The 26,678-nt window shown below is 72.7% G+C and carries 30 protein-coding genes; 4 read left to right on the top strand and 26 right to left on the bottom strand.

Annotated features, from left to right (window positions below; all coding sequences use genetic code 11):
* Positions 1-15 precede the first annotated feature (15 nt).
* The 4 genes from ACZ7LK_RS06950 to tsaB are packed head-to-tail and all read right to left on the bottom strand — an operon-like array spanning position 16 to position 2,576.
* Positions 16-273: a hypothetical protein gene (locus ACZ7LK_RS06950; protein WP_469463651.1), complete on the bottom strand. Its 258-nt coding sequence runs from the start codon at positions 271-273 to the stop codon at positions 16-18.
* A complete protein-coding gene (gene tsaD, locus ACZ7LK_RS06945; protein ID WP_392272499.1) occupies positions 270-1,370 on the bottom strand; it encodes a tRNA (adenosine(37)-N6)-threonylcarbamoyltransferase complex transferase subunit TsaD in 1,101 nt (366 codons plus the stop codon). Before tsaD ends, ACZ7LK_RS06950 begins: the two co-directional genes overlap by 4 nt.
* Positions 1,363-1,884: a ribosomal protein S18-alanine N-acetyltransferase gene (gene rimI / locus ACZ7LK_RS06940; protein ID WP_392272691.1), complete on the bottom strand. Its 522-nt coding sequence runs from the start codon at positions 1,882-1,884 to the stop codon at positions 1,363-1,365. The genes tsaD and rimI overlap by 8 nt, the downstream gene beginning before the upstream one ends.
* Positions 1,885-1,919: 35 nt before the next feature.
* Entirely contained in the window at positions 1,920-2,576 is a 657-nt protein-coding gene (gene tsaB / locus ACZ7LK_RS06935) for a tRNA (adenosine(37)-N6)-threonylcarbamoyltransferase complex dimerization subunit type 1 TsaB (protein WP_471138784.1), read from the bottom strand.
* A 105-nt stretch (positions 2,577-2,681) separates the two neighbouring features.
* On the opposite strand from tsaB, the gene ACZ7LK_RS06930 reads away from it, so the two are divergent.
* A complete protein-coding gene (locus ACZ7LK_RS06930; RefSeq protein WP_392272501.1) occupies positions 2,682-3,242 on the top strand; it encodes a hypothetical protein in 561 nt (186 codons plus the stop codon).
* Positions 3,243-3,445: 203 nt separating this feature from the next.
* Here the strand turns inward: ACZ7LK_RS06930 and ACZ7LK_RS06925 are convergent, their stop codons facing one another.
* The 9 genes from ACZ7LK_RS06925 to ACZ7LK_RS06885 all read right to left on the bottom strand — a co-directional run bounded on the left by ACZ7LK_RS06925 (position 3,446) and on the right by ACZ7LK_RS06885 (position 12,333).
* Positions 3,446-3,625: a hypothetical protein gene (locus tag ACZ7LK_RS06925; protein ID WP_469463649.1), complete on the bottom strand. Its 180-nt coding sequence runs from the start codon at positions 3,623-3,625 to the stop codon at positions 3,446-3,448.
* Between the two features lie 153 nt (positions 3,626-3,778).
* Positions 3,779-4,294, bottom strand: a complete 516-nt coding sequence (tsaE, locus tag ACZ7LK_RS06920) for a tRNA (adenosine(37)-N6)-threonylcarbamoyltransferase complex ATPase subunit type 1 TsaE (protein ID WP_392272503.1) — start codon at positions 4,292-4,294, stop codon at positions 3,779-3,781.
* Entirely contained in the window at positions 4,266-5,501 is a 1,236-nt protein-coding gene (locus tag ACZ7LK_RS06915) for an alpha/beta fold hydrolase (RefSeq protein WP_469463647.1), read from the bottom strand. The genes tsaE and ACZ7LK_RS06915 overlap by 29 nt, the downstream gene beginning before the upstream one ends.
* A gap of 24 nt (positions 5,502-5,525) precedes the next feature.
* Positions 5,526-6,671: an alanine racemase gene (alr, locus tag ACZ7LK_RS06910; protein ID WP_471138779.1), complete on the bottom strand. Its 1,146-nt coding sequence runs from the start codon at positions 6,669-6,671 to the stop codon at positions 5,526-5,528.
* A gap of 114 nt (positions 6,672-6,785) precedes the next feature.
* Positions 6,786-8,204: an NAD(P)H-hydrate dehydratase gene (locus ACZ7LK_RS06905; RefSeq protein WP_471138776.1), complete on the bottom strand. Its 1,419-nt coding sequence runs from the start codon at positions 8,202-8,204 to the stop codon at positions 6,786-6,788.
* 4 nt (positions 8,205-8,208) lie between these two features.
* Positions 8,209-8,577, bottom strand: coding sequence for a holo-ACP synthase (locus tag ACZ7LK_RS06900; protein WP_392272507.1), 369 nt, complete (start codon positions 8,575-8,577; stop codon positions 8,209-8,211).
* Positions 8,574-10,421 carry a glutamine--fructose-6-phosphate transaminase (isomerizing) gene (gene glmS, locus ACZ7LK_RS06895; protein ID WP_471138773.1) on the bottom strand — a complete coding sequence of 616 codons (1,848 nt, stop codon included), beginning with the start codon at positions 10,419-10,421 and terminating at the stop codon, positions 8,574-8,576. The genes ACZ7LK_RS06900 and glmS overlap by 4 nt, the downstream gene beginning before the upstream one ends.
* Positions 10,422-10,501: 80 nt before the next feature.
* Entirely contained in the window at positions 10,502-11,314 is an 813-nt protein-coding gene (locus ACZ7LK_RS06890; RefSeq protein WP_392272509.1) for an ABC transporter permease, read from the bottom strand.
* The gene (locus ACZ7LK_RS06885; RefSeq protein ID WP_471138770.1) at positions 11,311-12,333 is read right to left on the bottom strand and encodes an ATP-binding cassette domain-containing protein; all 1,023 of its coding nucleotides are present in this window, start codon (positions 12,331-12,333) and stop codon (positions 11,311-11,313) included. Before ACZ7LK_RS06885 ends, ACZ7LK_RS06890 begins: the two co-directional genes overlap by 4 nt.
* 157 nt (positions 12,334-12,490) lie before the next feature.
* Between ACZ7LK_RS06885 and coaA the strand changes: the two genes are divergently transcribed.
* Both coaA and ACZ7LK_RS06875 read left to right on the top strand, forming a co-directional pair.
* Positions 12,491-13,474: a type I pantothenate kinase gene (gene coaA / locus ACZ7LK_RS06880; RefSeq protein WP_392272511.1), complete on the top strand. Its 984-nt coding sequence runs from the start codon at positions 12,491-12,493 to the stop codon at positions 13,472-13,474.
* A gap of 30 nt (positions 13,475-13,504) precedes the next feature.
* On the top strand, positions 13,505-14,446 hold the full coding sequence (locus tag ACZ7LK_RS06875; protein WP_392272512.1) for a DUF389 domain-containing protein: 942 nt from the start codon (positions 13,505-13,507) through the stop codon (positions 14,444-14,446).
* A gap of 76 nt (positions 14,447-14,522) precedes the next feature.
* Here the strand turns inward: ACZ7LK_RS06875 and glmM are convergent, their stop codons facing one another.
* The 5 genes from glmM to ACZ7LK_RS06850 form a co-directional block, all read right to left on the bottom strand.
* Positions 14,523-15,881, bottom strand: a complete 1,359-nt coding sequence (gene glmM / locus ACZ7LK_RS06870) for a phosphoglucosamine mutase (protein WP_392272513.1) — start codon at positions 15,879-15,881, stop codon at positions 14,523-14,525.
* Between the two features lie 109 nt (positions 15,882-15,990).
* Positions 15,991-16,509, bottom strand: coding sequence for a 30S ribosomal protein S9 (rpsI, locus tag ACZ7LK_RS06865; protein ID WP_359653965.1), 519 nt, complete (start codon positions 16,507-16,509; stop codon positions 15,991-15,993).
* Between the two features lie 44 nt (positions 16,510-16,553).
* Entirely contained in the window at positions 16,554-16,997 is a 444-nt protein-coding gene (gene rplM / locus ACZ7LK_RS06860; RefSeq protein WP_189550658.1) for a 50S ribosomal protein L13, read from the bottom strand.
* 248 nt (positions 16,998-17,245) lie between these two features.
* Positions 17,246-18,793 (bottom strand): serine/threonine-protein kinase, encoded by a 1,548-nt coding sequence (locus ACZ7LK_RS06855; protein ID WP_392272514.1) that lies wholly within the window; start codon positions 18,791-18,793, stop codon positions 17,246-17,248.
* 50 nt (positions 18,794-18,843) lie between these two features.
* On the bottom strand, positions 18,844-20,466 hold the full coding sequence (locus tag ACZ7LK_RS06850; protein ID WP_469464304.1) for an ATP-binding cassette domain-containing protein: 1,623 nt from the start codon (positions 20,464-20,466) through the stop codon (positions 18,844-18,846).
* Between the two features lie 55 nt (positions 20,467-20,521).
* Between ACZ7LK_RS06850 and ACZ7LK_RS06845 the strand changes: the two genes are divergently transcribed.
* Positions 20,522-21,445, top strand: coding sequence for a hypothetical protein (locus ACZ7LK_RS06845; protein WP_471138762.1), 924 nt, complete (start codon positions 20,522-20,524; stop codon positions 21,443-21,445).
* Here the strand turns inward: ACZ7LK_RS06845 and truA are convergent.
* The 8 genes from truA to map all read right to left on the bottom strand — a co-directional run bounded on the left by truA (position 21,410) and on the right by map (position 26,580).
* Positions 21,410-22,273, bottom strand: coding sequence for a tRNA pseudouridine(38-40) synthase TruA (gene truA / locus ACZ7LK_RS06840; protein ID WP_469464305.1), 864 nt, complete (start codon positions 22,271-22,273; stop codon positions 21,410-21,412). The genes ACZ7LK_RS06845 and truA overlap by 36 nt on opposite strands.
* A 90-nt stretch (positions 22,274-22,363) precedes the next feature.
* On the bottom strand, positions 22,364-22,852 hold the full coding sequence (gene rplQ, locus ACZ7LK_RS06835; RefSeq protein WP_392272518.1) for a 50S ribosomal protein L17: 489 nt from the start codon (positions 22,850-22,852) through the stop codon (positions 22,364-22,366).
* An 80-nt stretch (positions 22,853-22,932) separates the two neighbouring features.
* Complete coding sequence (locus ACZ7LK_RS06830) at positions 22,933-23,955, bottom strand: DNA-directed RNA polymerase subunit alpha (RefSeq protein WP_003956430.1); 1,023 nt, start codon at positions 23,953-23,955, stop codon at positions 22,933-22,935.
* Between the two features lie 139 nt (positions 23,956-24,094).
* Complete coding sequence (gene rpsK / locus ACZ7LK_RS06825; RefSeq protein ID WP_003956432.1) at positions 24,095-24,499, bottom strand: 30S ribosomal protein S11; 405 nt, start codon at positions 24,497-24,499, stop codon at positions 24,095-24,097.
* A gap of 64 nt (positions 24,500-24,563) precedes the next feature.
* A complete protein-coding gene (rpsM, locus tag ACZ7LK_RS06820; RefSeq protein WP_064069941.1) occupies positions 24,564-24,944 on the bottom strand; it encodes a 30S ribosomal protein S13 in 381 nt (126 codons plus the stop codon).
* A gap of 202 nt (positions 24,945-25,146) precedes the next feature.
* A complete protein-coding gene (rpmJ, locus tag ACZ7LK_RS06815) occupies positions 25,147-25,260 on the bottom strand; it encodes a 50S ribosomal protein L36 (protein WP_003956441.1) in 114 nt (37 codons plus the stop codon).
* A gap of 58 nt (positions 25,261-25,318) precedes the next feature.
* On the bottom strand, positions 25,319-25,540 hold the full coding sequence (gene infA / locus ACZ7LK_RS06810) for a translation initiation factor IF-1 (protein WP_003956442.1): 222 nt from the start codon (positions 25,538-25,540) through the stop codon (positions 25,319-25,321).
* A 188-nt stretch (positions 25,541-25,728) separates the two neighbouring features.
* Positions 25,729-26,580 (bottom strand): type I methionyl aminopeptidase, encoded by an 852-nt coding sequence (map, locus tag ACZ7LK_RS06805; RefSeq protein ID WP_392272519.1) that lies wholly within the window; start codon positions 26,578-26,580, stop codon positions 25,729-25,731.
* Between the last annotated feature and the right edge of the window lie 98 nt (positions 26,581-26,678).

The raw sequence follows: 26,678 nt of genomic DNA, 5'->3' as shown, positions 1-26,678 counted from the left end.
GGGGGGCGGGTTGCCTCAGGTCCCGTGCGACTCGAACCGCCAGCGGTGCACCGGGCGGGTGACCAGGCCGGGGTCGGGCTCCGGGAGTTCGGGGAGGTCCGCGTCGTAGGGGGCGTCCCACCAGGTGAGGACGAGCACCCGGTCGCCGGGGGCGGTGAACGTCTCGCGGCGGACCGGCTCGGCCGGCAGCCGCCGCGCCCGCGCCCACTCCAGGAGCTCGGCGCCCCGGCCCTCCGCCGCGCGGGCCTCCCACATCAGGGTGACCACGGTCATGAGTAGAGGTTGTCCTTGCTGACCTCGTGCACGTGGTCGTGGTCGTGGCCGTGGTTCCCCGGCACGTGCGGGTCGGTGACCGGGAGGGACGAGTCCGCCGACAGCTCCAGGTCGGAGGCCGGCCGGTTGCGGGCGACCATCTCGGCGCCGAGGGCCGCGACCATCGCGCCGTTGTCGGTGCACAGCCCCGGGCGCGGCACGCGCAGCCGGATCCCGGCCCGCTCGCACCGCTCCTCCGCCAGCGCCCGCAGCCGGGAGTTGGCGGCCACCCCGCCGCCGATCATCAGGTGGTCGACGCCCTGGTCCTTGCAGGCCCGTACGGCCTTGCGGGTCAGCACGTCGACGACCGCCTCCTGGAAGGACGCCGCCACGTCCCGCACCGGCACCTCCTCGCCCGCCGCCCGCTTGGCCTCGATCCAGCGGGCCACGGCCGTCTTCAGGCCCGAGAAGGAGAAGTCGTACGCGGGGTCCCTGGGCCCGCTCAGACCGCGCGGGAACGCGATCGCGGCCGGGTCCCCCTCCTTGGCCAGCCGGTCGATGACCGGCCCGCCGGGGAAGCCCAGGTCCAGCACGCGGGCGATCTTGTCGAACGCCTCGCCCGCGGCGTCGTCGATCGTCGCGCCCATGGGACGGACGTCGGAGGTGATGTCCGGCGCCAGCAGCAGCGAGGAGTGGCCGCCGGACACCAGCAGGGCCATCGTCGGCTCCGGGAGCGGGCCGTGCTCAAGCTGGTCGACGCAGATGTGGGAGGCCAGGTGGTTCACCCCGTACAGCGGCTTGTCCAGGGCGAACGCGTACGCCTTCGCCGCCGAGACACCGACCAGGAGCGCGCCGGCGAGGCCGGGACCGGCGGTGACGGCGATGCCGTCCAGGTCGCGGGCCGAGACCCCGGCCTGCGCCAGCGCGCGCTCGATGGTGGGGACCATCGCCTCCAGGTGCGCGCGGGAGGCGATCTCGGGGACCACGCCGCCGAACCGGGCATGCGTGTCCACGCTCGACGCGACGGCGTCCGCGAGCAGGGTCGTGCCGCGGACGATGCCGACGCCGGTCTCGTCGCAGGAGGTCTCGATGCCGAGGACGAGGGGTTCGTCAGCCATGACTCTCAGTTCCTTGTACGTCGGATGCGTGGGATGCGTCGGGCACGCCCTGGGCGTCCGCCGCGTCCGGTGCGTCTTGTACGCGCAGCCGCATGACGAGCGCGTCGATGTTGCCCGGCTGGTAGTAGCCGCGGCGGAAGCCGATCGGTTCGAAGCCGAAGCGCTCGTAGAGCTTCTGGGCGCGGGTGTTGTCCACGCGCACTTCGAGCAGGACCTCGTCGCACTCGAAGGCGGTGGCGTGCTGGAGGAGGTCCGTCAGCAGCCGGGCGCCGAGCCCGGTGCCCCACTGGTCGCGGGCGACGGCGATCGTCTGGACGTCGCCGAGACCGCCGGCCGCCGCGAGCCCCGCGTACCCCACCAGCCGGCCGTCCGCCTCCGCCACGACGTAGCGGCGGGTGGCGTGCGGGCCCCGCGCATGGGCGAGCTCGGACCAGAACATGCCCTCCGACCAGGCGTCGTCGGGGAACAGCTCCCGCTCCAGCTCCAGCACCGGCGCGATGTCCCACCAGCGCATCTCGCGCAGGACCGCGCCGGCTCCGGTCACTCCGGTCACTTCGGGGTGACCACCTTGTAGTTCTTCGGCACCTGGGCGTCGGGGCGCCGCAGGTACAGCGGCCGGGGCTCCAGGAAGTCCTCGCCGGCCGCCAGCCGCTCGGCCGCCAGCGCCGCCAGCGCGGCCGCCGACTGGTGCTCGGGGTCGCGGGCGTCCGGGAACACCTCCCCGTACAGCCGCGCGCCCGCGCCCACCCCCGGGAGGCCGGCGACCCGCTCGGCGATGTCGGCGGGCCGGTCGACGGCGGGGTCGGTCACGCGCGTACGGCAGTCGTCGTAGCGCGCCCAGTAGACCTCCTTGCGGCGGGCGTCGGTCGCGACGACGAACGGCTCCCGGAGCCCGGAGGCGTAGGCGAGTCCGTCCAGCGTGCACAGCCCGTGCACCGGGACGCCGCCGAGCGCCGAGGCGAAGGTCGCGGCGGTCACGAGGCCGACGCGCAGCCCCGTGTAGGGGCCGGGGCCGACGCCGACGACGATGCCGGTCACGGCGTCGAGCTTCAGCCCGGCCTCCCCGAGCACCCGGTGGACGGCGGGCAGCAGCAGTTCCCCGTGGCGGCGCGCGTCCACCTGGGTCGAGGTGGCGACGACCGCGTCCCCGTCGTGGAGGGCGACGGTGACGGCGGGTGTGGCGGTATCCATGGCGAGCAAGAGCACGCGAACAGCCTACGGCTCCGTGGCGGCGGGCACGGAGCCCCGGGTCGCGGGCATGATCCTGCTACGGTCACACCGCATACGTACGTGGGAGAGGTGGGCAGCAACGTGGCAAGGAGCAGCTCGGGATTCGTGGCCGGGCTCACCGTGGCGGCTCTCGCCGCCGTCGGCTTCCTCGCCTATCAGGCGTCGGCCACCGTGCCCGCCGACCTGGCGGCCCCCGCACCCGCCGCCTCGGTGTCGGCCCCCGCGCCCGGCGGCGCCCCCGAGCGGCCGGCCGACCCGGTGCTCGCGCTGCCGAAGCAGTCGGGGTCGGGCGTGCGGGTGGTGTACGCGCTGGGGGCGCGGCGGGTCTGGCTGGTGGGCGAGAAGAACGCGGTGACGCGCACCTTCGCGGTGATGCCGAGCACGGTCAACCCGGCTCCGGGCACGTACGCGGTGACGTCCCGTTCGGGCAGCGTGGCCGGTTCCGACGGGGTGCGGATCGAGCACGTCGTGCGGTTCACGAACGTCGAGGGCGTGACGGTGGGCTTCAGCGCGGCGGTCGACGGCTCGATGGCCAGCCCCGATCCGACGCGCCGGACGGGCGGCATCCGGATGAAGCGGGCGGACGGCGACGCCATGTGGACGTTCGCGACGGTCAACTCGAAGGTCGTCGTCGTCCCCTGACGGGGCCTCGGTCGAGCGGTACCCCGCGGTCCCCGTACGCCGCGGCGCACGGCGCCCACGGCGCTCCCACCGGCGCGCACCTTTCTCCGAGCGCCCCTCCCCGGGCACCTCGCGCGGCGTGACTCGGGGCCGGCGCGCGGCTCCGCGGGGCCTTCGCGCGGCGCGGCTCGGCTCAGGCTCGGCTCAAGGACGCGCGGTGCGGCTCAGGCCGCCCGGCGGCGCTCCGGGGTCTGCTCCGCGGGCGCGGGGACGTCCCGGGCGGCGTCGGGCGCCGCGGGGTCCTCGTCGGTGTCCGCGGCCCGGGGCGGCGTGGAGACGGCGTTCGCCGCCGCGCACGACGCCAGCAGGTCGCGCATCGACACATCCTGCTTCGACGTCGGCATGATCGCCTCCCGGGGCTGCGTGGCGGCTGCGTGGCCAGGCGCGGTTAGGTAGACCTAACCAGGTCCTGGTACCCATGTGACCACGCCTCGGAGGTACGACGCAACATTATGCCGACGTCTTGTCGGAAAGTACGGCGCCCGGCCGCCGCCCCGTCATCCGAGCGCCAGCTCCACGCCCGCCCAGCGCTCCCCGTGCCCGGTCAGCGTCACGACCCGGCGCTCGTCGTCGGTGGAACCGACGACCCGGTGGATGACGACGTGCAGCCGGTCCTCCGTGAGGTCCTCGACCTTGCCCTCGCCCCACTCCACGACCACCACCGAGTCCGGCAGCGAGACGTCCAGGTCGAGGTCCTCCATCTCGTCGAGCCCGCCGCCCAGGCGGTAGGCGTCGACGTGCACGAGGGCGGGACCGCCCACCAGCGACGGGTGGACGCGGGCGATGACGAACGTCGGGGACGTCACCGCGCCGCGCACCCCGAGGCCCTCGCCGAGCCCGCGCGTCAGGGTCGTCTTGCCGGCGCCGAGCTCGCCGGTGAGCATCACGAGGTCGCCGGGGCGCAGCAGCTTGGCGAGCGTGCGGCCCAGCTCCTGCGTCTGCTCGGGGGCGTGGAGGGTGAGTCGGGCGATGGCCGTGGCCCCCTCAGGGGCCGGGCTGTGCGGTGCTTCCATACGAGCCAACGTTAGTCGGTGCCGGTACCGCCCCCACCCGTACCAGCAGGTCCGCGAGCCGGTCGGTGACCGTCTCCGGGTGCTCCAGCATCACCAGGTGCCCGCCGTCGGGCACGATCACCAGCTCGGCGTCCGGGAGCAGGCCGGCGATCGCCTCGGTGTGGGAGCTGGGCGTGACCAGGTCCTGGTCACCGGCGAGGGCCAGGACCGGCACCTCGGCGAAGACGCCCAGCGCCTCGGCCTTGTCGTGCTCGGTGAAGGCCGGGTAGAACTCGGCGACCACGTCGATGGGCGTGCCCTCGATCATCCGTTCCGCGAACCGGGCGACCGCCGGATCCACGTCCCTGGACGAGAACGAGTAGCGCTTGATGAGCCCCGCGAACAGGTCGGCGGTGGCCCGCCGGCCGCGCTCCACCAGCTCCGCCTGCGAGCCGAGCGCCCGCAGTATCCCCGGCAGCACCTTGCGCACCGCGTTCACGCCCGCGACCGGCAGCCCGTAGTTGACCTCGCCGAGGTTGCCGCACGAGGTGCCGACGAAGGCGACGCCGACGACCCGCTCGCGGATCAGCTCCGGGTACTGCTCGGCCAGCGCCATCACCGTCATCCCGCCCATCGAGTGCCCCACCAGCACCAGGGGCCCCTCGGGGGCGGCGGCGTCGACGACCGCCTTCAGATCGCGGCCGAGCTGGTCGATGGAGACCGGCACCCGGTCCGGGCCCTGCTGGGCGGCGCCCCGCCCGGAGCGGCCGTGGCTGCGCTGGTCCCAGTGGACGGTGCGCACCAGGCCCCGCAGGGCGGCGCGCTGGAAGTGCCAGGAGTCCTGGTTGAGGCAGTAGCCGTGGCTGAAGACCACGGTGACGGGCACGGGCGTCCGGCGCCCGAAGAGCCGGCGGCGGCGCGGGGCGCTGCCGTCCGCCTCCACCTCGTCGACCTCGTAGTACAGCTCGGTGCCGTCGTCGGCCCGGGCCCGCGCGGGGGTGCCGCGCAGCGCGCCGTACGGCCCGGCGGCGTCCAGCGCGAGACGCGCCTTGCGGCGCATGCCCCGGCCGACGGTGAGCCGTTCGAGGGCGACGCCGGCCGCGGCGCCGGCGGCGACCACCCCTATCGCGGCGCCGGCGAAACCGGCGCGGCGCCAATTGCCGGCCGCCGCGGCGGAGGCGGCCGACGCCGCTTCCACCGCGGCGTCCACCGGACCGGTCTCACTCACCACGGCTGCTCCTCCAGGCTCCGGCTACTCGTTCAGGTAGACGCGCGGTACCCGCGAACCGATGCGCGTCACGATCTCGTACGCGATCGTGTCCGCGGCGCGCGCCCAGTCCTCGGCGGTCGGCTCACCGTGATCACCTGCCCCGAACAGCACCGCTTGTGCACCCGGTTCGACATCGTCCCCTTCGAGGTCGACGACGAACTGGTCCATGGCGACCCGTCCGGCCACGGTCCTCACCTTGCCGCCGACCAGCACCGGACCGCGGCCCGACGCGTGGCGCGGCACGCCGTCGGCGTACCCCAGGGGCACCAGGCCGAGGGAGGTGGCGCGCTCGGTGACGTAGTGGTGCCCGTAGCTGACGCCGTGGCCGGCGGGCACGTCCTTGACGAGCGCGACGCTGCCGACCAGCCGCATGACGGGCCGCAGCCCGAAGTCGGCGGGCGTGCCGACCTCCGGGCTCGGCGACACGCCGTACATCGCGATGCCGGGCCGTACGAGGTCGAAATGGGTCTCCGGAAGGGTGAGCGTGGCCGGTGAGTTGGCCATGTGCCGCACCTCGGGCTCCACGCCCGCCTTCTCGGCGTACCCGAGCATCTCCTGGAACGTCTCAAGCTGGGCGCCGATCGACGGGTGGCCGGGCTCGTCGGCGCACGCGAAGTGCGACCAGACGCCGGTGACCTCCACGAGGCCGGCGGCCCGCGCGGCGAGCGCCTCGCCGACGAGCCGCTGCCAGTCGGCGGGCTGGCAGCCGTTGCGCCCGAGGCCGGTGTCCGCCTTGAGCTGCACGCGCGCCGGCTGTGCGGTCCTGCGCGCCGCCTCGGTGACCTCCCGCAGGGCCCACAGGCCGCTCACGGTCATGTCCAGGCCGGCGCGGATGCCGTCGTCCCAGGGGTCGCCGGGCGTCCACAGCCAGCACAGGACGGGCGCGTCGATCCCGGCGGCCCGCAGCGCGAGCGCCTCGTGCGGCGTGGCGGTCCCGAGCCAGGTGGCCCCCGCCTCCAGCGCCGCCCGCGCGCAGGGCACGGCACCGTGCCCGTACGCGTCGGCCTTCACGACGCCCATGACCTGAACGTCCGGCCCCACGCGCCCGCGCAGGGCACGCACATTGGCGCGCAGCGCCCCGAGGTCGATCTCGGCGCGGGCGCGAAGGGTCTGTGCTGTCTCACTCATCGCGCCCAGTCTCTCAGGTGCGCGCCCCGCCTCCCCCGTGTCCCCGCCCACCCCTCCCGACACGCCCGGGCCGGGCGGCTCGGGGCGGCGGCTCCGAGTGGGCGGGCGGGACGGTCAGGGCTGGACGTCGCGCCAGGCGGCGGGGAGGGCCTCGGCCACGTCGCAGGCCGCGACCGGGGCGCCCCGGGAGGCGTGGCGTGCGGCCAGGCCGTGCAGGTAGGCGGCGGCCGAGGCGGCGTCCAGGGGGGCGAGGCCGGCCGCCAGCAGTGAGCCGGCCAGGCCGGAGAGGACGTCCCCGCTGCCGGCGGTGGCGAGCCAGGGCGTACCCGTCGGGTTGACGCGCACCGGCCCCCCGCCGGCCGGGGCGACCAGGGTGGTCGAGCCCTTGAGCAGCACGGTCGCCCCGTATCGCTCCGCCAGCTCGCGTACCGCCTCCAGCCGCCGGGACTCCACGTCCTGGCGGGCGGTGCCGAGCAGGGCCGCGGCCTCACCCGCGTGCGGGGTCAGGACGGTGGGGGCGGGACGCGCGCGGAGGGCGGCCGGGTCGAGGTCGCGCAGCCCGTCGGCGTCCACCAGGACCGGCACGTCGGAGCCCAGGACGTCGTCCACGCCCGGCGTGTCGCCCAGGCCCGGGCCGATCACCCACGCCTGGACGCGGCCCGCCTTGGCGGGCGGCCCGGCATGGACCAGGGTCTCGGGGTGGCGGGCCAGCACCGCGTCGCCGGCCGGTCCCACGTACCGCACCGCCCCGGCGCCGCCGCGCAGCGCGCCGGACACCGCCAGGACGGCGGCGCCGGGGTAGCGCGCCGACCCGGCGACCACCCCGACCACGCCCCGCCGGTACTTGTCGCTCTCCCCCGCCGGGACGGGCAGCAGCCGCGCCACGTCCTCGTGCTGGAGGGCCTCGGCGTCCGGCACGGGTGGCAGGGCGAGCCCGATGTCGACCAGCCGCAGCGCCCCCGCGTACTCCCGCGCCGGGTCGATCAGCAGTCCCGGCTTGTACGCCCCGAACGTCACCGTGGCGTCCGCCCGTACCGCCTCCCCGGCCACCTCCCCGGTGTCGGCGTCCACCCCGCTCGGCAGGTCGACGGCGACCAGCACGGCGCCCGACTCGCGCGCCGCCCGGACCACGTCCACCGCCCCGGGCCGCAGCCCGCCGCGCCCGCCGATCCCGGTGATGCCGTCCACCACGAGGTCGGCGCGCGCCAGCGCCTCCGGGGCGTCCTCCACCACCCGGCCCCCGGCGGCCGTCAGCGCGGCCAGCCCGGCGCCGTGGGCGCGCGACCCCAGCAGGACGGCCGACACGCCCGCGCCGCGGCGCGCCAGCCGGGCGCCCGCGTACAGCGCGTCGCCCCCGTTGTCGCCGCTGCCGACGAGCAGCACCACCCGGGCCCCGGACACCCGGCCCAGCAGCCCGGCGCACGCGGCGGCCAGCCCCGCCGCGGCCCGCCGCATCAGCGCGCCCTCCGGCAGCCTCGCCATCGACTCGGCCTCGGCGGCCCGTACGGTCTCCACGCGGTAAGCGGTACGCATGGGGTCAACCCTCCGCGATCACCACCGCCGACGCCACCCCCGCGTCATGGCTGAGCGACACGTGCCAGTGCCGTACGCCCAGTTCCGCGGCCCTGGCCTCGACCGTGCCGCGCACCCGCAGCCGGGGCTGGCCGCTGTCCTCGACGTACACCTCGGCGTCCGTCCACTGGAGTCCGGCCGGCGCGCCGAGCGCCTTGGCGATGGCCTCCTTCGCCGCGAACCGTGCCGCGAGCGAGGCGATCCCGCGCCGCTCCCCGCTCGGCAGCAGCAGCTCGCTCTCGACGAACAGCCGCTCGGCCATGTGCGGCGTGCGCTCCATCGCCGCCGCGAACCGGTCGATCTCCGCCACGTCGATCCCCACCCCGATGATCATTCGACGGTGACCGACTTCGCCAGGTTGCGCGGCTGGTCGACCTCGTTGCCCCGGGCCGTCGCCAGTTCGCAGGCGAAGACCTGGAGCGGCACGGTCGACACCATGGGCTGGAGCAGGGTGGGGGTGGCGGGGATGCGGATCAGGTGGTCGGCGTAGGGCGTCACCGCCTCGTCGCCCTCCTCCGCGATCACGATGGTGCGGGCGCCGCGCGCCCGGATCTCCTGGATGTTGGACACGATCTTGTCGTGCAGCACGGACCGCCCGCGCGGCGAGGGGACCACGACGACGACCGGCAGGTCCTCCTCGATCAGCGCGATCGGACCGTGCTTCAGCTCACCGGCCGCGAAGCCCTCCGCGTGCATGTAGGCGAGCTCCTTGAGCTTCAGCGCGCCCTCCAGGGCCACCGGGTAGCCCACGTGCCGGCCGAGGAACAGCACGGTGTCCTTGCCGGCCAGGGACCGTGCCAGCTCCCGCACCGGCTCCATGGTCTCCAGCACCCGGTCGACGTCGTCCGCGATCCGGGCCAGGTCCTTGACCACCGCCCGGATCTCGTCGCCCCACTTCGTCCCCCGCAACTGGCCCAGGTACAGGGCGAGCAGGTAGACGGCGACGAGCTGCGTCAGGAACGCCTTGGTGGACGCGACCGCCACCTCGGGGCCCGCGTGCGTGTACAGCACCCCGTCCGACTCGCGGGGGATCGTGGACCCGTTGGTGTTGCAGATCGCCAGCACCCGCGCCCCCTGCGCCCGGGCGTGCCGCAGCGCCATCAGGGTGTCCATGGTCTCCCCGGACTGGGAGATCGCGATGACCAGCGTCCGCTCGTCCAGGATCGGGTCCCGGTAGCGGAACTCGCTGGCCAGTTCCACCTCGCAGGGGACGCGGGTCCAGTGCTCGATGGCGTACTTGGCGATGAGCCCGGCGTGGAAGGCCGTACCGCACGCCACCACGACCACCTTGTGCGCCTCGCGCAGCACCGCGTCGGGGATCCGCAGCTCGTCCAGCGTCAGCGACCCGCCGGCGTCGACACGGCCCAGCAGGGTGTCGGCGACCGCCTTCGGCTGCTCGGCGATCTCCTTGAGCATGAAGTAGTCGTAGCCGCCCTTCTCGGCCGCCGAGGCGTCCCAGTCCACGTGGTACGTGCGCACGTCGGCGGGCGCCCCGTCGAAGTCGGTGACCGTCACCCCGTCCCTGCGCAGCTCCACCACCTGGTCCTGGCCGAGCTCGATGGCCGACCGGGTGTGGGCGATGAACGCGGCCACGTCGGAGGCGAGGAACGCCTCGCCCTCACCGACCCCGACCACCAGCGGCGAGTTGCGCCGCGCGCCGACGACCACGTCCGGCTGGTCGGCGTGCACCGCGACCAGGGTGAAGGCCCCCGCCAGCCGCCGGCACACCAGGCGCATGGCCTCCGCGAGGTCGCCGCACGAGGAGAACTCCTCGGCCAGCAGATGCGAGACCACCTCCGTGTCCGTCTCGGACTCCAGCGTGTGGCCCCGGCCGGCCAGTTCGGCGCGCAGCGGCGCGAAGTTCTCGATGATGCCGTTGTGGACGACGGCGACCCGCCCCGCGTTGTCGAGGTGCGGGTGCGCGTTCGCGTCGGTGGGCGCGCCGTGCGTCGCCCACCGGGTGTGCCCGATGCCGGCGGCGCCGGTCGGCAGCGGCCGCGCGTGCAGCTCCTTCTCCAGATTGACGAGCTTGCCCGCCTTCTTGGACGCGGCCATCGACCCGTCGGCGAGCACCGCGACACCGGCCGAGTCGTAGCCCCGGTACTCGAGCCGCTTGAGGCCCGCGATCACCACATCAAGCGCCGACTGCCCGCCGACGTAACCCACGATTCCGCACATGACGATCAGCCTAGGGCCGCCCGCCCTCTCAGGCCGCGAGGACTGCCCGGTCCGTCCGGCTCCGGGCGCCGCCCGCCGGGTCAGGCCTTCGCCCGGTAGGCCCGTACGGCCAGCGGGTAGAACACCATGGCTATCCCCGCCGCCCAGACGAGCGACCACAGCACCGGCCGGCCGACCTCGCCGCCCAGCAGCAGGCCGCGGAAGGCGTCCGACAGGTGGGTCACCGGGTTCACGTTCACCCAGGCCTGGAGCCAGCCGGGCATCGTGTCGACCACGACGAAGGCACTGCTGGTGAACGTGATCGGGAAGATCAGGGTGAAGCCGAACGCCTGCACCTTCTCCGCGTCGCCGGCCAGCATCCCGATGAGCACCGCGCACCACGACACGGCCGCCGCGAACACCAGGACCAGCAGCACCCCGAGGAGGAACCCGCCGAAGCCGCCGGTGATCCGGAACCCCAGCGCCAGCCCGAGCGCGATCATCAGGACGATCGCCCACAGGTGCTTGACCAGGTCGGCGGCGATCCGGCCGAAGAGGGGCGCCGAGCGGGCGATCGGCAGGCTGCGGAGCCGGTCGAAGACACCCTTGGTGAGGTCGGTGTTGAGGGCCATCGCCGTGTAGATGGTCATGAACAGGGTGTTCTGGACGATGATCCCCGGCAGCGCGTACTTCAGGTACGCGTCGGGCGACCCGGCCATCTGCCCGCCCATGACGTAGGTGAACAGCAGCACGAACATGATCGGCGTGATGCTGTAGTCGACCAGCTCCAGCGGATTGTGCTTGACGGCCACCAGGCTGCGCCACGCCATGGTGGCGGTCTGCCGCAGGCCCGCGGCGGGCCGCACACGGCCGCTCCCGGTCAGGGGCGCGCCGTCGATCGTCGTGGCGGTCATGCCGAACTCACCACCTTCTCGATGTCGCTGTCGTCGGGCCGCGCGCCCCCGTCCCCGCGCCCGTCGCCGTCGCCGTCGCCGTCGCCGGGTTCGGCCCGGTGCCCGGTGAGCGCCAGGAAGACCTCGTCCAGCGACGAGCGCCGCAAGGTCAGCTCGCCCACCGCGATACCGGCCCCGTCCAGCCGCCGGACGACGGCGGGCATCAGCTCCGGGTCGTTCACCGGGGCGGTGACCACGTCACCCTCGATCTGCGTCTGCCGGCCGGCCGCCTCGGCGACCAGCGCGTGAGCCCCCGCCAGGTCGTCCGCCCGCACCGGCCGCACCTGGAGCACCTGGCCGCCCACCTGGGACTTCAGCTCGTCGGGGGTGCCTTCGGCGATCACGCGGCCCTTGTCGATCACCACGATGTCGTCGGCGAGCACGTCCGCCTCGTTCAGGTACTGCGTGGTCAGCAGGGCGGTGACGCCCTCGGCGACCAGGCCGCGCAGCATGTCCCACAGCTCGCCCCGGCTGCGCGGGTCCAGGCCGGTGGTCGGCTCGTCGAGGAACAGGATCCGCGGCCGTCCCACCAGGCTCGCCGCCAGGTCCAGCCGGCGCCGCATGCCGCCCGAGTACGTCTTCACCGCGCGGCCCGCCGCGTCACCGAGCTGGAACCGGTCCAGCAGCTCCGCCGCCCGGGCCCTGGCCTCCCGGCGGGGTATCCCCAGCAGGCGCCCGATCAGCAGCAGGTTCTCCGTGCCCGTCAGGTTGTCGTCGACCGCCGCGTACTGCCCGGTGAGGCCCACGAGCGAGCGCACCACCCCGGCCTCCCGCACCACGTCGTGCCCGGCGACCAGGGCCCGGCCCCCGTCCGGCGCCAGCAGGGTGGCGAAGATCCGGACGGCCGTGGTCTTCCCCGCCCCGTTGGGCCCCAGCAGCCCCAGCACCGTGCCGGTGCGGGCGGCGAGGTCCACACCGGCCAGCGCCCGGGTGTCCTTGAACCGTTTGGCCAGGCCTTCCGCCTGGATCGCGTACGTCATGGGACCGGTCCCCTCGGCTCGGGTCGTACCACGCGAACGCCGGAGCACCGACGCCCACCTTCCCCACAACTGTGACGCACGCCACTGACATTCCTGGCGGCCCGGGGTGACCGAGCACACCACCCACAACCCCCCGTCAAGCACGACAATGGCCTGTGTGATCACTTCGCCGCCACGAAGCACCGCCGCCCACCGCCGTGCGGAGGCCACTCCGTACGTCGACCTCACCCGTGCGGAGTGGAGCGCGCTGCGCGACAAGACACCGCTCCCCCTCACCGCCGACGAGGTCGAGCGGCTGCGCGGTCTCGGCGACGTCATCGACCTCGACGAGGTCCGCGACATCTACCTCCCGCTCTCCCGCCTGCTCAACCTGTACGTGGGCGCCACCGCCAACCTGCGGGGCGCGCTCAACACGTTCCTCGGCGAGAAGAGCGCCCAGCGGGGCACGCCCTTCGTCATAGGGGTCGCCGGCTCCGTGGCCGTCGGCAAGTCCACCGTCGCCCGGCTCCTCCAGGCGCTGCTGGCCCGCTGGCCCGAGCACCCGCGCGTCGAGCTGGTCACCACCGACGGGTTCCTGCTCCCCATGAAGGAGCTCAAGGAGCGCGGCCTGATGTCCCGGAAGGGCTTCCCCGAGTCGTACGACCGGCGCGCCCTGACCCGGTTCGTCGCCGACATCAAGGCGGGCAAGGACGAGGTCACCGCCCCCGTCTACTCCCACCTGATCTACGACATCGTCCCCGGCCAGCGCCTCACGGTCCGGCGCCCGGACATCCTGATCGTCGAAGGGCTCAACGTCCTCCAGCCCGCCCTGCCCGGCAAGGACGGCCGCACCCGCGTCGGGCTCGCGGACTACTTCGACTTCTCGGTGTACGTCGACGCCCGCCCCGAGGACATCGAGGCCTGGTACCTGAATCGTTTCCGCAAGCTGCGCGCGACCGCGTTCCAGAACCCCTCCTCGTACTTCCAGAAGTACACCCAGGTCAGCGAGGAGGAGGCGCTGGAGTACGCCCGCACCATGTGGCGGACCATCAACAAGGTGAACCTGCTGGAGAACGTGGCACCGACCCGCGGACGTGCCACCCTCGTCGTACGCAAGGGGCCGGACCACAAGGTCCAGCGGCTCTCGCTGCGCAAGCTCTGACCCCTCCGAAGCCCTGAAGGGACCGCGGCCGTGCTGCACCTGCGCCTGATCGTCCCGGCCGACCGCACCGAGGACGTGGTCGGCACCATCCAGAAGACGGTCGGCACGACCCACCTCGCCGTCATCCCCGGCGCGGCCCGCGACCCGGCCGGTGACCTCGTCCTGTGCGACGTGGCGCGCGAGGCGGGCGACGACCTGATCGCCGGCCTGCGCGCGCTGGGCATCGACCGGACCGGTTCCATCGCCGTCGACGACATCGGCCTGTCCCTGTCGGAGCGCGCGGAGCGGGCCGAGGAGGACGCCCCGGGCGAGGGCGCGGACGCGGTGCTGTGGGAGCACCTCCAGGACGCCACGCACGAGGAGTCGACCCTCAGCGTCACCTACGTGGCGTTCCTGACGCTCGCCACGATGATCGCGGCCTGCGGCGTGGTCCTGGACAACGCCATCCTGATCGTGGGCGCGATGGCGGTGGGGCCCGAGTTCGGCCCGCTGGCCGGCATCTGCACCGCGCTGGTGCAGCGCCGCCCGCGCCTGGCGGTGCGGTCGCTGGTGGCCCTCACCGTGGGCTTCCTGGCGGCCATCGCGCTGACGGTGCTGTTCAGCGTGGGCATGGACGCGACGGGCCTGTTCAGCGAGGCGCGCCTGGAGGCCGAGCGCCCCAACACCGGATTCATCTACGCGCCCGACTGGTTCTCGTTCGTCGTCGGCCTCCTCGCGGGCGCCGCGGGCACCCTGTCGCTGACGTCGGCGAAGTCGGGGGCGCTGGTCGGGGTGGCCATCTCGGTCACCACCGTCCCGGCGGCGGCCAACGCGGCGGTGGCCCTGGGGTACGGCGACCTCGGGCAGACCAGGGGCTCCCTGGAACAGCTCGCGCTGAACCTGCTGGCGATCGTGCTCGCCGGCACCCTGACCCTGCTGGCGCAGAAGTTCTTCTGGTCGCGGCAGCGCCGGCGCACCCGGAAGGCCGCCTGACGCCGGGCACCCGGCGTACGCGGAAGGGGCGCCCCGCCGTCACGGCGGGGCGCCCCTTCCATGGCGTACCGGCTGATCAGCCCAGCGCGGACTTCACCACGTCGGCGAGCTCACCGGCGACCGAGCGGGCCTGCTCGATGTCCGCGGCCTCGACCATGACGCGGACCAGCGGCTCGGTGCCCGAGGGGCGCAGCAGGACGCGCCCGGTGCTGCCCAGCCGGCGCTCGGCGTCGGCGACGGCGTTGCTCAGCTCCGGGGAGGTCTTCACGCGCGTCTTGTCGACGTCCTTGACGTTGATGAGGACCTGCGGCAGCCGCTCCATGACCCCGGCCAGGTCGGCCAGCGACCGCCCGGTCGCCGCGACGCGCGCGGCGAGCATCAGGCCGGTGAGGGTGCCGTCGCCGGTGGTGGCGTGGTCCAGCACGATGACGTGCCCGGACTGCTCGCCGCCGAGGGCGTAGCCGTGCTCCTTCATCGACTCCAGCACGTAGCGGTCGCCGACCGCCGTCTGGACGAGCTGGAGGCCCTCGCGCTCCATGGCGAGCTTGAAGCCCAGGTTGGACATGACGGTCGCGACGACGGCGTTCCCGCGCAGCGTCCCCGCCTCGCGCATGGCGAGGGCGAGCACGGCCAGGATCTGGTCGCCGTCGACCTCGGCGCCGGTGTGGTCCACGGCCAGGCAGCGGTCGGCGTCGCCGTCGTGGGCGATGCCCAGGTCGGCGCCGTGCTCGACGACGGCGGCCTTCAGCATCTCCAGGTGCGTGGAGCCGCAGCCGTCGTTGATGTTCAGCCCGTCGGGCGTGGCGCCGATCGTGATGACCTCGGCCCCGGCCTGCTGGAACGCGGCGGGCGAGACACCGGACGCGGCGCCGTGCGCCTCGTCCAGGACGATCTTGAGGCCGTCGAGCCGGTTGGGCAGGACGCCCAGCAGGTGGGCGACGTACTGGTCGAAGCCCTCGTGGTAGTCGGCGATCCGGCCGACGCCCGCGCCGGTCGGCCGGTCCCACGGCTCACCGGTGCGGTGCTGGTCGTACACGGCCTCGATGCGGTCCTCCAGTTCGTCGGCCAGCTTGTGGCCGCCGCGCGCGAAGAACTTGATGCCGTTGTCCGGCATGGCGTTGTGGCTGGCGGAGAGCATCACGCCCAGGTCGGCACCGAGCGCGCCCGTCAGGAACGCCACGGCAGGCGTCGGCAGCACACCGACCCGCATGACGTCCACACCGGCGCTCGCGAGGCCCGCCACGACGGCGGCCTCCAGGAACTCTCCCGACGCACGGGGGTCACGCCCGACCACGGCGGTCGGCCGATGTCCTTCAAAGGTCCCCGCCTCGGCGAGCACGTGCGCCGCCGCGACCGACAGACCGAGCGCCAGCTCCGCCGTCAGATCCGCGTTGGCGACACCGCGCACACCGTCCGTGCCGAAGAGTCGTCCCACAGCTGTCCTCCGAGTTACTCCGAAAAAGCAAGGTGAAGCGTATAGACGTACGCCCCGGCAGCACGGAGGTGCCGCCGGGGCGTACGTCGAGCAGACCGAGCAGGCGTGATTAGCGCTTGCTGTACTGCGGGGCCTTACGGGCCTTCTTGAGACCGGCCTTCTTGCGCTCGACGGCACGGTCGTCGCGGCTCAGGAAGCCGGCCTTCTTCAGCGGGGCGCGGTTGTTGTCCACGTCCGCCTCGTTCAGGGCGCGGGCCACGCCGAGGCGCAGGGCGCCGGCCTGGCCGGAGACGCCGCCACCCGAGATGCGGGCGATGACGTCGTAGCGGTTGTCCAGCTCGAGCACCTTGAAGGGCTCGTTGACTTCCTGCTGGTGGACCTTGTTCGGGAAGTAGTCCTCGAGCGTACGCCCGTTGATCTTCCACTTGCCGGTGCCCGGGACGATCCGGACGCGGGCGATGGCGTTCTTGCGGCGGCCCAGGCCGGCGGCCGGCTGCGGCTCGCCGAAGCGGGACGCGAGGGACTCCGAGGTGTACTCGCCCTCGACGGGGACCTCGGACTCGAAGGTGGTGACCTCGGCGTAGGTCTCCTCGCCCTCGATGGGGTTCTCAACAGTGGTCTCGGCCACGATGCTCCTCAGATTTCTTTCGTTCTTAGGGGGTGTGGCCGGAACTACTGCGCGACCTGGGTGATCTCGAACGGGACCGGCTGCTGGGCAGCGTGCGGGTGGTTCTCGCCCGCGTAGACCTTCAGCTTCGAGAGCATCTGACGGCCGAGGGAGTTCTTGGGGATCATGCCCTTGATGGCCTTCTCGACGGCCTTCTCCGGGTTCTTGTCCAGCAGCTCGTCGTAACGGATCGAGCGCAGACCGCCCGGGAAGCCGGAGTGGCGGTAGGCCAGCTTCTGGGTCTTCTTGTTGCCGGACAGGTGGACCTTGTCAGCGTTGATGATGATGACGAAGTCGCCCATGTCCATGTGGGGGGCGTACACGGGCTTGTGCTTGCCTCGGAGGAGGTTCGCAGCCGTGGTCGCCAGACGGCCCAGGACAACGTCCTGCGCGTCGATGATGTGCCACTGGCGAGTGACATCGCCGGGCTTGGGGCTGTACGTACGCACTTCGTAGCCTTCGCTTCTTCAGTGGATGGAGTCCAGACACACCTGAAGCGATCATGCAGCTGGGGCCCACACTGCCGGGAACACCGCCCGTATGCGAGCCACTGGTAACTGCTCCAGGGAACTTGCGTAAGGGCTCTTCGCGTAAGAACGACGAAGCCAATACGCATAACAAACCGCAACAGTACCCGCGCCGCCCCCGACGGGTCAAAACCGGTCCGTCCCGCACGGCGCGGACCGGCCGGAACCGGTCACGGCGCGCCCAGGGCACGGGCGAGCGCCTCGGCCTGGTTCCGGTTGAACCCTCCGGTGATCTCGGCGTTCTTCCCGCTGAGCGGCTCCTGCACGACCAGGTCGCTGACCAGCCTGTCCTCGCCCAGCACGATGGCCACCTTGTTCTCCGGCGCGGCCCGCCCCGCCACCTGCTCCGTCAGCTCGGCGAAGGCGAGCCGGTCGGCCTCCCGGAAGGTGACGGCGATCTTCCAGCCACCCGTCTCCGACTCCACGGTCCGCACGTCCTCGAAGCGCTCGACGCTCATCCCGCCCGTGCTCTTCGCCACCACGCACTTGTCGCGGTTGTCCGAGCTGAAGGAGCGCCCCTCGGGAGGCGGCGACTCGCCCACCGGGAGCTGTGCGCCCGTCCTGTCCGGGAAGCACACCCCCCGCCGCTCGCTCTCCACCTCCAGGATCCGCAGCGGCTGGTCCGGCGCGCCGATCGTCCGGGCGTCCGCCTCCCAGGGCCGTACGACCGCGAGCAGCGCCCCCGTCACGGCCACCACCGCGGCCGCGACCGCCCACGGCAGCCGGGCGCGCGCCGCCCACGGGCCGGACCGGGTGTCGCCGGCACCCGCACCCGCCAGGTGCGCCGTCCGCACCGGCGCTGCCACAGGTCCGGTCGGTGCGTCCGGGTCGACCCGGCGCCGGGCCTCCTCGGCCACCCGCAGCCGCTCCCGCCGGTGGCGCTCGATCTCGGCCGTCCATGCGGGGCTCAGCCACTCGCGGCGCGCGTCCGCCCCGCCCTCCAGCCGGGCCGAGCAGTACGCCAGGACGTCGGCCGGGGCGGGCCGGTCGGCCGGGTCCAGGGCCAGGCACGGCAGCACCAGGGGCTCCAGCTCGCCCGGCAGCCCCGTCACGTCCAGGTCGCCGGTGGCGGCCCGCACGAGCTGCTCCAGCGCCGGGCCCGCGCCACCGTCGCGGTAGGGCGCCCGCCCGACGGCCAGGTGGAACAGGGTCGCGCCCAGCGAGAACACGTCCGAGGCCGTGGTCGTCGACTCACCGCGCGCCTGCTCGGGCGCCGCGTAGGCGACGGTGCCCAGGGCCACCTCGGTCCGGGTCACGTCATGGGCCTGTGAGATGCCGAAATCGATCACCCGGGGGCCGTCGAGCGGCAGCAGGACGTTGGACGGTTTGACGTCCCGGTGCACCAGGCCCGCCGTGTGCAGCGAGACCAGCGCCTCCGCCATGCCCGCCGCGACCCAGTACAGGGCGCGCGGGGCGAGCGGCCCGCACGTCTCCACGAGGTCCTTGAGCGAGGGCGCGGGAACGTACTCGGTGGCCATCCACGGCACCTCGGCGGCGGCGTCCGCGTCCACCACGCTCGCGGTGTAGACGCCCCTCACCCGCTGGGCGAGGCCCACCTCCCGGGCGAACCGCCGCCGGTCGTCCTCCCCGACGTTGAGCAGCGTCTTGACCGCCACCAGCCGCCCGCCCGGCGACCGGGCGAGATGGATCCGCCCCATCCCGCCGCTGGCGAGCTCGGTGAGCACGGTGAACGGACCGAATCTGTGCCCCGCCTGCATGGCCCCACCCCCGGCCGGGACGATACCCGCGACCGGCCCGCCGCACGCGGCTATCGGGGACGCTCGACCCGCCGCTCGTCCCACACCGGCTCCGGCGTCTCGCGCACCACACCGTCCGAGCCGAAGACCAGGTAGCGGTCGAAGGAGCGGGCGAACCAGCGGTCGTGCGTCACCGCCAGCACCGTCCCCTCGTACGCCTCCAGCCCGAGCTGGAGCGCCTCCGCCGACTCCAGGTCCAGGTTGTCCGTCGGCTCGTCCAGCAGCAGCGCCGTGGTGCCCGCCAGCTCCAGCAGCAGGATCTGGAACCGCGCCTGCTGGCCGCCCGACAGCCGCTCGAAGATCTGGTCGCCCTGCCGTTCCAGCTCATAGCGCCGCAGTACGGACATCGCCCCGCCCCGGTCCTTGGCGTGCTCGGTCCACAGGATGTCGACCAGCGTCCGGCCGGCGAGCTCCGGATGGGCGTGGGTCTGGGCGAAGTGGCCCGGCACCACCCGGGCGCCGAGCTTGAAGGAGCCCCGGTGCTCCACCGTCGGGTCCCCCGCCAGCAGCCGCAGGAAGTGCGACTTGCCCGAGCCGTTCGACCCGAGCACCGCGACCCGCTCCCCGTAGAAGACCTCCAGGTCGAAGGGCTTCATCAGCCCCACCAGTTCCAGCCCGGCGCAGGTCACCGCCCGCACCCCGGTGCGCCCGCCCCGCAGCCGCATCCGGATGTCCTGCTCGCGCGGGGGCTCCGGGGGCGGCCCGGCCTCCTCGAACTTCCGCAGCCGCGTCTGGGCCGCCGCGTACCGCGACGCCATCTCATGGCTGACCGACGCCGCCTGGCGGAGGGTGACGACCAGCCGCTTGAGCTGGGCGTGCTTCTCCTCCCACCGGCGCTTCAGCTCCTCGAACCGGGCGAACCGCTCCCGCCGCGCCTCGTGGAACGTCCCGAAGCCGCCGCCGTGCACCCAGACGTCCGACCCGGCCGGCCCCGGCTCGACGGCCACGATCTTCTCGGCGGCCTTCGCCAGCAGCTCCCGGTCGTGCGAGACGAACAGCACCGTCTTGCGGGTCTCGGCCAGCCGCTCCTCCAGCCAGCGCTTCCCCGGGACGTCCAGATAGTTGTCCGGCTCGTCCAGCAGCAGGACCTCCTCGGGCCCGCGCAGCAGCGCCTCCAGCACCAGCCGCTTCTGCTCGCCGCCCGACAGGGTCCGGACCTCCCGGAACTGCGCCTTCTCGTACGGCACCCCCAGCGCCGCCACGGTGCACATGTCCCAGACGGTCTCGGCCTCGTACCCGCGCGCCTCGGCCCAGTCGCTCAGTGCCTGCGCGTACGCCATCTGCGCGGCCTCGTCGTCGACCGTGAGGATCAGGTGCTCGGCCGCGTCCACCGCGGCCGCCGCCTGGCGGATCCGCTCCGGTGAGACCGACACCAGCAGGTCCCGTACGGTCCGCTCGTCCCGCACCGAGCCGACGAACTGCGGCATCACGCCCAGCCCGCCCGACACGGTCACCGTCCCGCCGTGCGGCTGGAGCTCCCCCGAGACCAGCCGCAGCAGCGTGGTCTTGCCGGCCCCGTTCGCGCCGACCAGCGCCACCACCGCGCCGTCGCCCACGCGGAACGACGCGTCACCGAGCAGCACCCGTCCGTCCGGCAGGTAGTACTCCAGATGCGCGGCCTCTACATGTCCCATGGCCGCATTGTCTCCGGGGGCCGCCCCCCGCCCCAACCGGTTTAGGATGCGCGGCATGAGCTTTGGGGGACCGCAGTGGCCGCAGCAGCCGCAAGACCCGTACCGGCAGGACCCGTTCCGGCAGGATCCGCACCAGGACCCGTACCGGCAGGACCAGCCGTTCACGGCCGCGACGCCGGACTGGAGCGCCCTCGCCGAGGCCTCGGCCGCCCGCACGCGCCGTAGGCGCCTGCTGCTCATCGGCGGTGCCGCGCTCGCCACCGGCCTCGTGGGCACCCTGATCGCGGTGGCGATCGTGTCCGGCAACACGGCGGACGACGACGGCGCCAACCTGGCGGACACCACCAGCGCCGCCCCGGAGCTCCCCACCGACACCGCCAAACCGCAGCCGTCGTTCTCCTCGGTCGCTCCCCCGCCGCCGCCGGACCCGATGGACTTCATCTCCAGCGCCGGGAAGGACAAGGCCCCGCTGAGCGCGGAGTCGCTCTTCCCCGGCACGAAGCTCACCATGGGCGACCGCGTCTACCGGAAGGGCGCCACCGCCTCCACCACGAGCTGCGGGGCGGCCGCGGAGGACGGCCTCGGCGCGGTCCTGGAGCGCAACGGCTGCGAGCGCGTCATCCGGGCCACCTACGAGCGGGACGGCGTCGCGGTCACGGTCGGCGTGGCCCTCTTCGACACCAAGGCGGCCGCGCTGAAGGCCAAGGAGCAGGCGGTCGGCGGTGTCACCCCGCTCGCCGGGGCGGGTGTCGACGGCTTCTGCCGGGCGCAGACGGTGTGCCTGCGCCGCGCCAACGCGCTCGGCCGCTACGCCTACTTCACCCAGGCGGGCTTCACCAGCGGCAAGAAGGTCACCAAGGCCGACGGACCGGTCTTCAAGACCAGCGACGACCTCGGAACCTTCACCTTCAACCAGGTCTACGCGCGCGGCCGCGCCCAGGCCTCAGCAGCAGCCACCGCTCCCGCCACGAACCAGTGACCGCTTGTTGCGGGCCTCCAGGTTCCTGGCGGCCAGCAGCTCGTCGGCCGGGTAACCGACCTCCTCCAGGGTGAGCCCGTGCGGCCGTACGACGTGGACGGCCGAGTCGCGCACCCCCGCGGCCAGCACCTTGCCCGGCCAGTCCACCGGCCGGTGCCCGTCGCCGACGAACAGCAGGGCGCCCACCAGCGAGCGGACCATGTTGTGGCAGAAGGCGTCCGCCTTGACGGTGGCCTCCAGGACCCCGGAGGGCAGCCGCTCCCAGCGCAGCTCCTGGAGCGTGCGGATCGTGGTCGCCCCGTCGCGCTTCTTGCAGTAGGCGGCGAAGTCGTGCTCGCCCACCAGCCGCTCGGCGGCCGCGTTCATGGCGTCGACGTCCAGCGGCCAGTCGTGCCACAGGATGTGCCCGCGCAGCAGCGGGTCGACGCCCCCGGGGGTGTCGGTCACCCGGTACGCGTACCGCCGCCAGATCGCCGAGAACCGCGCGTTGAACCCGGCCGGCGCCTCCTCGACCCGCCACACCCGCACGTCGTGCCCCAGGCGCCCGGCCAGCCGCCGCAGCAGCTTGTCCCGGTGCTCGGCCCACACGCCCTCCGGCAGGTCGACGTGGGCCACCTGCCCGCGCGCGTGCACCCCGGCGTCCGTCCGCCCGGCGACGGTCAGCTCGTACGTCTCGGACGACCGCGTCACCGTGCGCAGCGCGTCCTCGATCTCGCCCTGCACGGTCCGCTGCCCGCCGGCCTGCTTGGCCCAGCCGTGGAAGTCCTTGCCGTCGTACGACAGGTCCAGCCGCACCCGTACGAACCCGGGCTTCACCTCATCGCTCACGCGATCCATCCTCTCAAGCCGAACGGGCCCGCCCCCCGCGAGGGGGACGGGCCCGTCCGTCAGCCTTGGGAAAAGCCGTCAGAACGCGGTTCAGGCGTCCTTGGACTCCTCGGCCGGAGCCTCGTCGGCCTTGGTGTCCTCGGCCTTGGCGGCCTCGTCGGACTCCTTGACGGCGCGCTTGGTGGCGGCCTCGGCCTCGGCGACGGTCGCCTTCTTGGCGATCTCGCCCTCGACCAGCTCGATCACGGCCATCGGGGCGTTGTCGCCACGACGGTTGCCGATCTTGGTGATGCGGGTGTAGCCACCCGGGCGCTCGGCGTAGCGGGGCGCGATCTCGGTGAAGAGGGTGTGGACGATGCCCTTGTCGGTGATCGTCTGCAGCACCAGGCGACGGTTGTGGATGTCGCCCTTCTTCGCCTTGGTGATCAGGCGCTCGGCGACCGGACGCAGGCGGCGGGCCTTGGCCTCGGTCGTGGTGATGCGGCCGTGCTCGAAGAGCGACTTCGCCAGGTTGGCGAGGAGCAGCTTCTCGTGCGCGGCGGAGCCGCCGAGGCGGGCGCCCTTGGTGGGACGCGGCATGGTGTTTCTCCTTGTGATCTGCCCCGGCCGTATCAGGTACCGGGGTCAGGGCCCCGCGGGCGGTCGCCCGCGGGCAGCGATCAGTACTGCTCGGTCTCGACGAAGCCCGCGTCCGCGTCGTCGTCGGCGCCGAAGGCGTCGGCGGCGGCGGTCGGGTCGAATCCGGGCGGGCTGTCCTTGAGGGCCAGGCCCATGCCGGCCAGCTTCGCCTTGACCTCGTCGATCGACTTCGCACCGAAGTTGCGGATGTCGAGCAGGTCGGCCTCGGAGCGCGCCACGAGCTCACCCACGGAGTGGATGCCCTCGCGCTTGAGGCAGTTGTACGAACGAACGGTGAGCTCGAGCTCCTCGATCGGCAGCGCCAGGTCGGCGGCCAGGGCGGCGTCCGTCGGGGACGGGCCCATGTCGATGCCCTCGGCGTCGATGTTGAGCTCGCGGGCCAGACCGAACAGCTCGACCAGGGTCTTGCCGGCCGACGCCATGGCGTCACGCGGACGCATGGCCTGCTTGGTCTCGACGTCCACGATCAGCTTGTCGAAGTCGGTGCGCTGCTCGACACGCGTGGCCTCGACCTTGTAGGTGACCTTGAGGACCGGCGAGTAGATCGAGTCGACCGGGATGCGGCCGATCTCCTGGCCCACCTGCTTGTTCTGGACGGCGGAGACGTAGCCGCGACCGCGCTCGACGGTCAGCTCCATCTCCAGCTTGCCCTTGCCGTTCAGCGTGGCGAGCACCAGGTCGGGGTTGTGCACCTCGACACCGGCCGGCGGGGCGATGTCGGCCGCGGTCACGAGGCCCGGGCCCTGCTTGCGCAGGTACATCACGACCGGCTCGTCGTGCTCGCTGGACACGACCAGCTGCTTGATGTTGAGGATGAGGTCGGTGACGTCCTCCTTGACGCCCGGCACGGTGGTGAACTCGTGCAGGACACCGTCGATGCGGATGGACGTGACGGCCGCACCCGGGATCGAGGAGAGGAGCGTACGGCGGAGCGAGTTGCCGAGCGTGTAGCCGAAGCCCGGCTCCAGCGGCTCGATGACGAACCGCGAGCGGTACTCGTCGACGACCTCTTCGGTCAGCGAGGGACGCTGAGCGATAAGCATGGTGTGTTTCCTTCAGTCGTGGACGCCCGCTATTTGACGTCCTCTGGTACTGCAAGGGTACGGGCGGCACGCCCCCGAAGAGCCGTACCGCCCGGAATCCCAAGCCAAGCGGCCGCGTGGCGGCCGCTGCGGCGCTGCGTCAGACGCGGCGGCGCTTCGGCGGACGGCAGCCGTTGTGCGGCGTGGGGGTGACGTCCTGGATCGAGCCGACCTCGAGGCCGGTGGCCTGGAGGGAGCGGATCGCGGTCTCACGGCCGGAGCCGGGACCCTTGACGAAGACGTCGACCTTGCGCATGCCGTGCTCCTGCGCGCGGCGGGCGGCCGACTCGGCGGCCATCTGCGCGGCGAAGGGGGTGGACTTGCGCGAGCCCTTGAAGCCGACGTGGCCGGCGGAGGCCCAGGAGATCACGTTGCCCGAGGGGTCGGTGATCGAAACGATGGTGTTGTTGAACGTGCTCTTGATGTGCGCGTGGCCGTGAGCGACGTTCTTCTTTTCCTTGCGGCGCACCTTCTTGGCAGCGCCCTGACGACCCTTGGGGGGCATGTCTTACTCCTACGGGAGGTGGTCGGTCCTACAGCGAAGACCGTGGACAGTCGTCCGCTGCGGACTACTTCTTGCCCGGCTTCTTCTTGCCGGCGATGGCGCGACGCGGGCCCTTGCGGGTACGAGCGTTCGTGCTGGTGCGCTGGCCGTGGACCGGCAGACCGCGACGGTGGCGCAGACCCTGGTAGCAGCCGATCTCGACCTTGCGGCGGATGTCGGCCTGGATCTCGCGACGGAGGTCACCCTCGGTCTTGAGGTTGGCGTCCACGTACTCGCGGATCTTGACCAGGTCCTCTTCGGACAGGTCACGAACGCGGGTGTTCGGGTTCACACCGGTGGAGGCGAGGGTCTCCTTCGCCAGGGTGCGGCCGATACCGAAGACGTAGGTGAGTGCGACCTCCACACGCTTGTCGCGCGGGATGTCAACACCGGAAACGCGTGCCATTCAATGGCTCCTGTGTGTTCGGGGGTCTTCCGCAGTGCCGCTCCGTGGCCGCCGACCCCTTTTGATCAAAAGGAGTGGTACGTCCAGGTCCCCGGCCCCCGCCGGAGGTGTCGTCAGCCCTTTCGGGGCGTGGACGGGCACTGCGTATGTACGAATTTGCTTGCGTCGCGCGAAGAACTGCGGAGGTGCAGGTCGGCGTGCGTCAGCCCTGGCGCTGCTTGTGGCGCAGGTTGTCGCAGATGACCATGACCCGGCCGTGACGGCGGATCACCTTGCACTTGTCGCAGATCTTCTTGACGCTCGGCTTGACCTTCATGGGATGTGAGGTTCTCCGGGTCAGTGCCACCGCCCCCGCGGAGGGGACGCGACAAGATCTACTTGTATCGGTAGACGATCCGCCCACGCGTCAGGTCGTACGGAGACAGCTCCACGACGACCCGGTCGTCCGGGAGGATACGGATGTAGTGCATCCGCATCTTGCCGGAGATGTGCGCGAGGACCTTGTGACCGTTCTGGAGCTCCACCTTGAACATGGCGTTCGGCAGGGACTCGATCACGGTGCCCTCAATTTCGATGGCACCTTGCTTCTTGGCCACGCTTCGCCCTTCGAATCGGCTACCTTGATCGACTCTCGTCGCCGTGTGAGGACACACGGGTACACGAGAGCCGACGCATCAGTCTACGTCAGCCCTGTGGAAAAAACGAATCCGGAGAGCTTGCCCATCGCCGGTGATCGTTACCCCCGCTCCCCACGGCGCTCGGTGGCGCCCGGCCGCTGCCGGAATCAGCCCAGCGGGTCCGGGGCGGCCGTGACGCCCAGCTCGGCGAGCTTGGCCTTGCCGCCGTCCGGGGCGGTGAGGACCAGCGGGCCCTCCTCCGTGAGGGCGACCGAGTGCTCCCAGTGAGAGGACCAGGTGCCGTCGGTGGTGATGACGGTCCAGTCGTCCTCGAGGACCTCCGTGCGCGGCGTACCGAGGGAGACCATCGGCTCGATCGCCAGGCAGAAGCCGGGCACCAGCTTGGGGCCCTTGCCGCGCTTGCGGGAGACGTAGTTCAGCAGGTGCGGGTCCATGTGCATCTCGGTGCCGATGCCGTGGCCCCCGTAGTCCTCGATGATCCCGAACTTGCCCAGGCTGTGCTCACCCGTCGACGGGCGGGGCTGGCGGCGGATGTAGGACTCGATCGCCTTGGAGATGTCCAGCAGCCGGTTGCCGTTCCTCATCGCGGCGATGCCGGCCCACATGGACTCCTCGGTCACCCGCGACAGCTCGATCAGCTCCGGGGCGTGGCCCGAGCCCACGAAGGCGGTGTACGCGGCGTCACCGTGCCAGCCGTCGACGATCGCCCCGCAGTCGATGGAGATGATGTCGCCGTCCTTGAGGACCACGTCGTCGCTCGGGATGCCGTGGACGACGACCTCGTTCACCGAGGTGCAGATGGTCGCGGGGAACCCGCCGTATCCGAGGAAGTTCGACTTGGCCCCGTGGTCGGCGATGACCTTGCGCGCGACCTCGTCCAGGTCCTTGGTCGTCGCGCCCGGCACGGCCGCCTCGCGCGTCGCCGCGTGGATGGCGGCGACGACCAGCCCCGCCTCGCGCATCTTCGCGATCTGCTCGGGAGTCTTGATCTGCACCATGACGGCTGACGCCTTTCCAAACGGAGAACGGGTGACCACACAACGATACGGCCGCACGACAGCGGCCGCGGCGCCCCGAAGGGCACCGCGGCCGCCGT

The sequence above is a fragment of the Streptomyces sp. NPDC039423 genome, from assembly GCF_055598725.1.
The sequence above is the reverse complement of the archived record's forward strand: the minus strand, read 5'-3'. Positions and strand labels throughout refer to the sequence as shown.

What these genes read in the sequence shown, in the direction of transcription:
- ACZ7LK_RS06905 (WP_471138776.1), bottom strand. Translation starts at nt 8,204, where the DNA reads ATGCGTACCGCTTACCGCGTGGAGACCGTACGGGCCGCCGAGGCCGAG.
- ACZ7LK_RS06885 (WP_471138770.1), bottom strand. Translation starts at nt 12,333, where the DNA reads ATGACGTACGCGATCCAGGCGGAAGGCCTGGCCAAACGGTTCAAGGAC.
- ACZ7LK_RS06900 (WP_392272507.1), bottom strand. Translation starts at nt 8,577, where the DNA reads ATGATCATCGGGGTGGGGATCGACGTGGCGGAGATCGACCGGTTCGCG.
- rpsK (WP_003956432.1), bottom strand. Translation starts at nt 24,499, where the DNA reads ATGCCCCCCAAGGGTCGTCAGGGCGCTGCCAAGAAGGTGCGCCGCAAG.
- rpmJ (WP_003956441.1), bottom strand. Translation starts at nt 25,260, where the DNA reads ATGAAGGTCAAGCCGAGCGTCAAGAAGATCTGCGACAAGTGCAAGGTG.
- rpsM (WP_064069941.1), bottom strand. Translation starts at nt 24,944, where the DNA reads ATGGCACGCGTTTCCGGTGTTGACATCCCGCGCGACAAGCGTGTGGAG.
- ACZ7LK_RS06950 (WP_469463651.1), bottom strand. Translation starts at nt 273, where the DNA reads ATGACCGTGGTCACCCTGATGTGGGAGGCCCGCGCGGCGGAGGGCCGG.
- rplQ (WP_392272518.1), bottom strand. Translation starts at nt 22,852, where the DNA reads ATGCCGCGTCCCACCAAGGGCGCCCGCCTCGGCGGCTCCGCCGCGCAC.
- ACZ7LK_RS06890 (WP_392272509.1), bottom strand. Translation starts at nt 11,314, where the DNA reads ATGACCGCCACGACGATCGACGGCGCGCCCCTGACCGGGAGCGGCCGT.
- map (WP_392272519.1), bottom strand. Translation starts at nt 26,580, where the DNA reads ATGGTGCAGATCAAGACTCCCGAGCAGATCGCGAAGATGCGCGAGGCG.
- ACZ7LK_RS06850 (WP_469464304.1), bottom strand. Translation starts at nt 20,466, where the DNA reads ATGGGACATGTAGAGGCCGCGCATCTGGAGTACTACCTGCCGGACGGA.
- ACZ7LK_RS06830 (WP_003956430.1), bottom strand. Translation starts at nt 23,955, where the DNA reads ATGCTTATCGCTCAGCGTCCCTCGCTGACCGAAGAGGTCGTCGACGAG.
- rimI (WP_392272691.1), bottom strand. Translation starts at nt 1,884, where the DNA reads ATGCGCTGGTGGGACATCGCGCCGGTGCTGGAGCTGGAGCGGGAGCTG.
- alr (WP_471138779.1), bottom strand. Translation starts at nt 6,671, where the DNA reads ATGAGTGAGACAGCACAGACCCTTCGCGCCCGCGCCGAGATCGACCTC.
- ACZ7LK_RS06845 (WP_471138762.1), top strand. Translation starts at nt 20,522, where the DNA reads ATGAGCTTTGGGGGACCGCAGTGGCCGCAGCAGCCGCAAGACCCGTAC.
- tsaE (WP_392272503.1), bottom strand. Translation starts at nt 4,294, where the DNA reads ATGGAAGCACCGCACAGCCCGGCCCCTGAGGGGGCCACGGCCATCGCC.
- ACZ7LK_RS06855 (WP_392272514.1), bottom strand. Translation starts at nt 18,793, where the DNA reads ATGCAGGCGGGGCACAGATTCGGTCCGTTCACCGTGCTCACCGAGCTC.
- glmS (WP_471138773.1), bottom strand. Translation starts at nt 10,421, where the DNA reads ATGTGCGGAATCGTGGGTTACGTCGGCGGGCAGTCGGCGCTTGATGTG.
- ACZ7LK_RS06925 (WP_469463649.1), bottom strand. Translation starts at nt 3,625, where the DNA reads ATGCCGACGTCGAAGCAGGATGTGTCGATGCGCGACCTGCTGGCGTCG.
- tsaD (WP_392272499.1), bottom strand. Translation starts at nt 1,370, where the DNA reads ATGGCTGACGAACCCCTCGTCCTCGGCATCGAGACCTCCTGCGACGAG.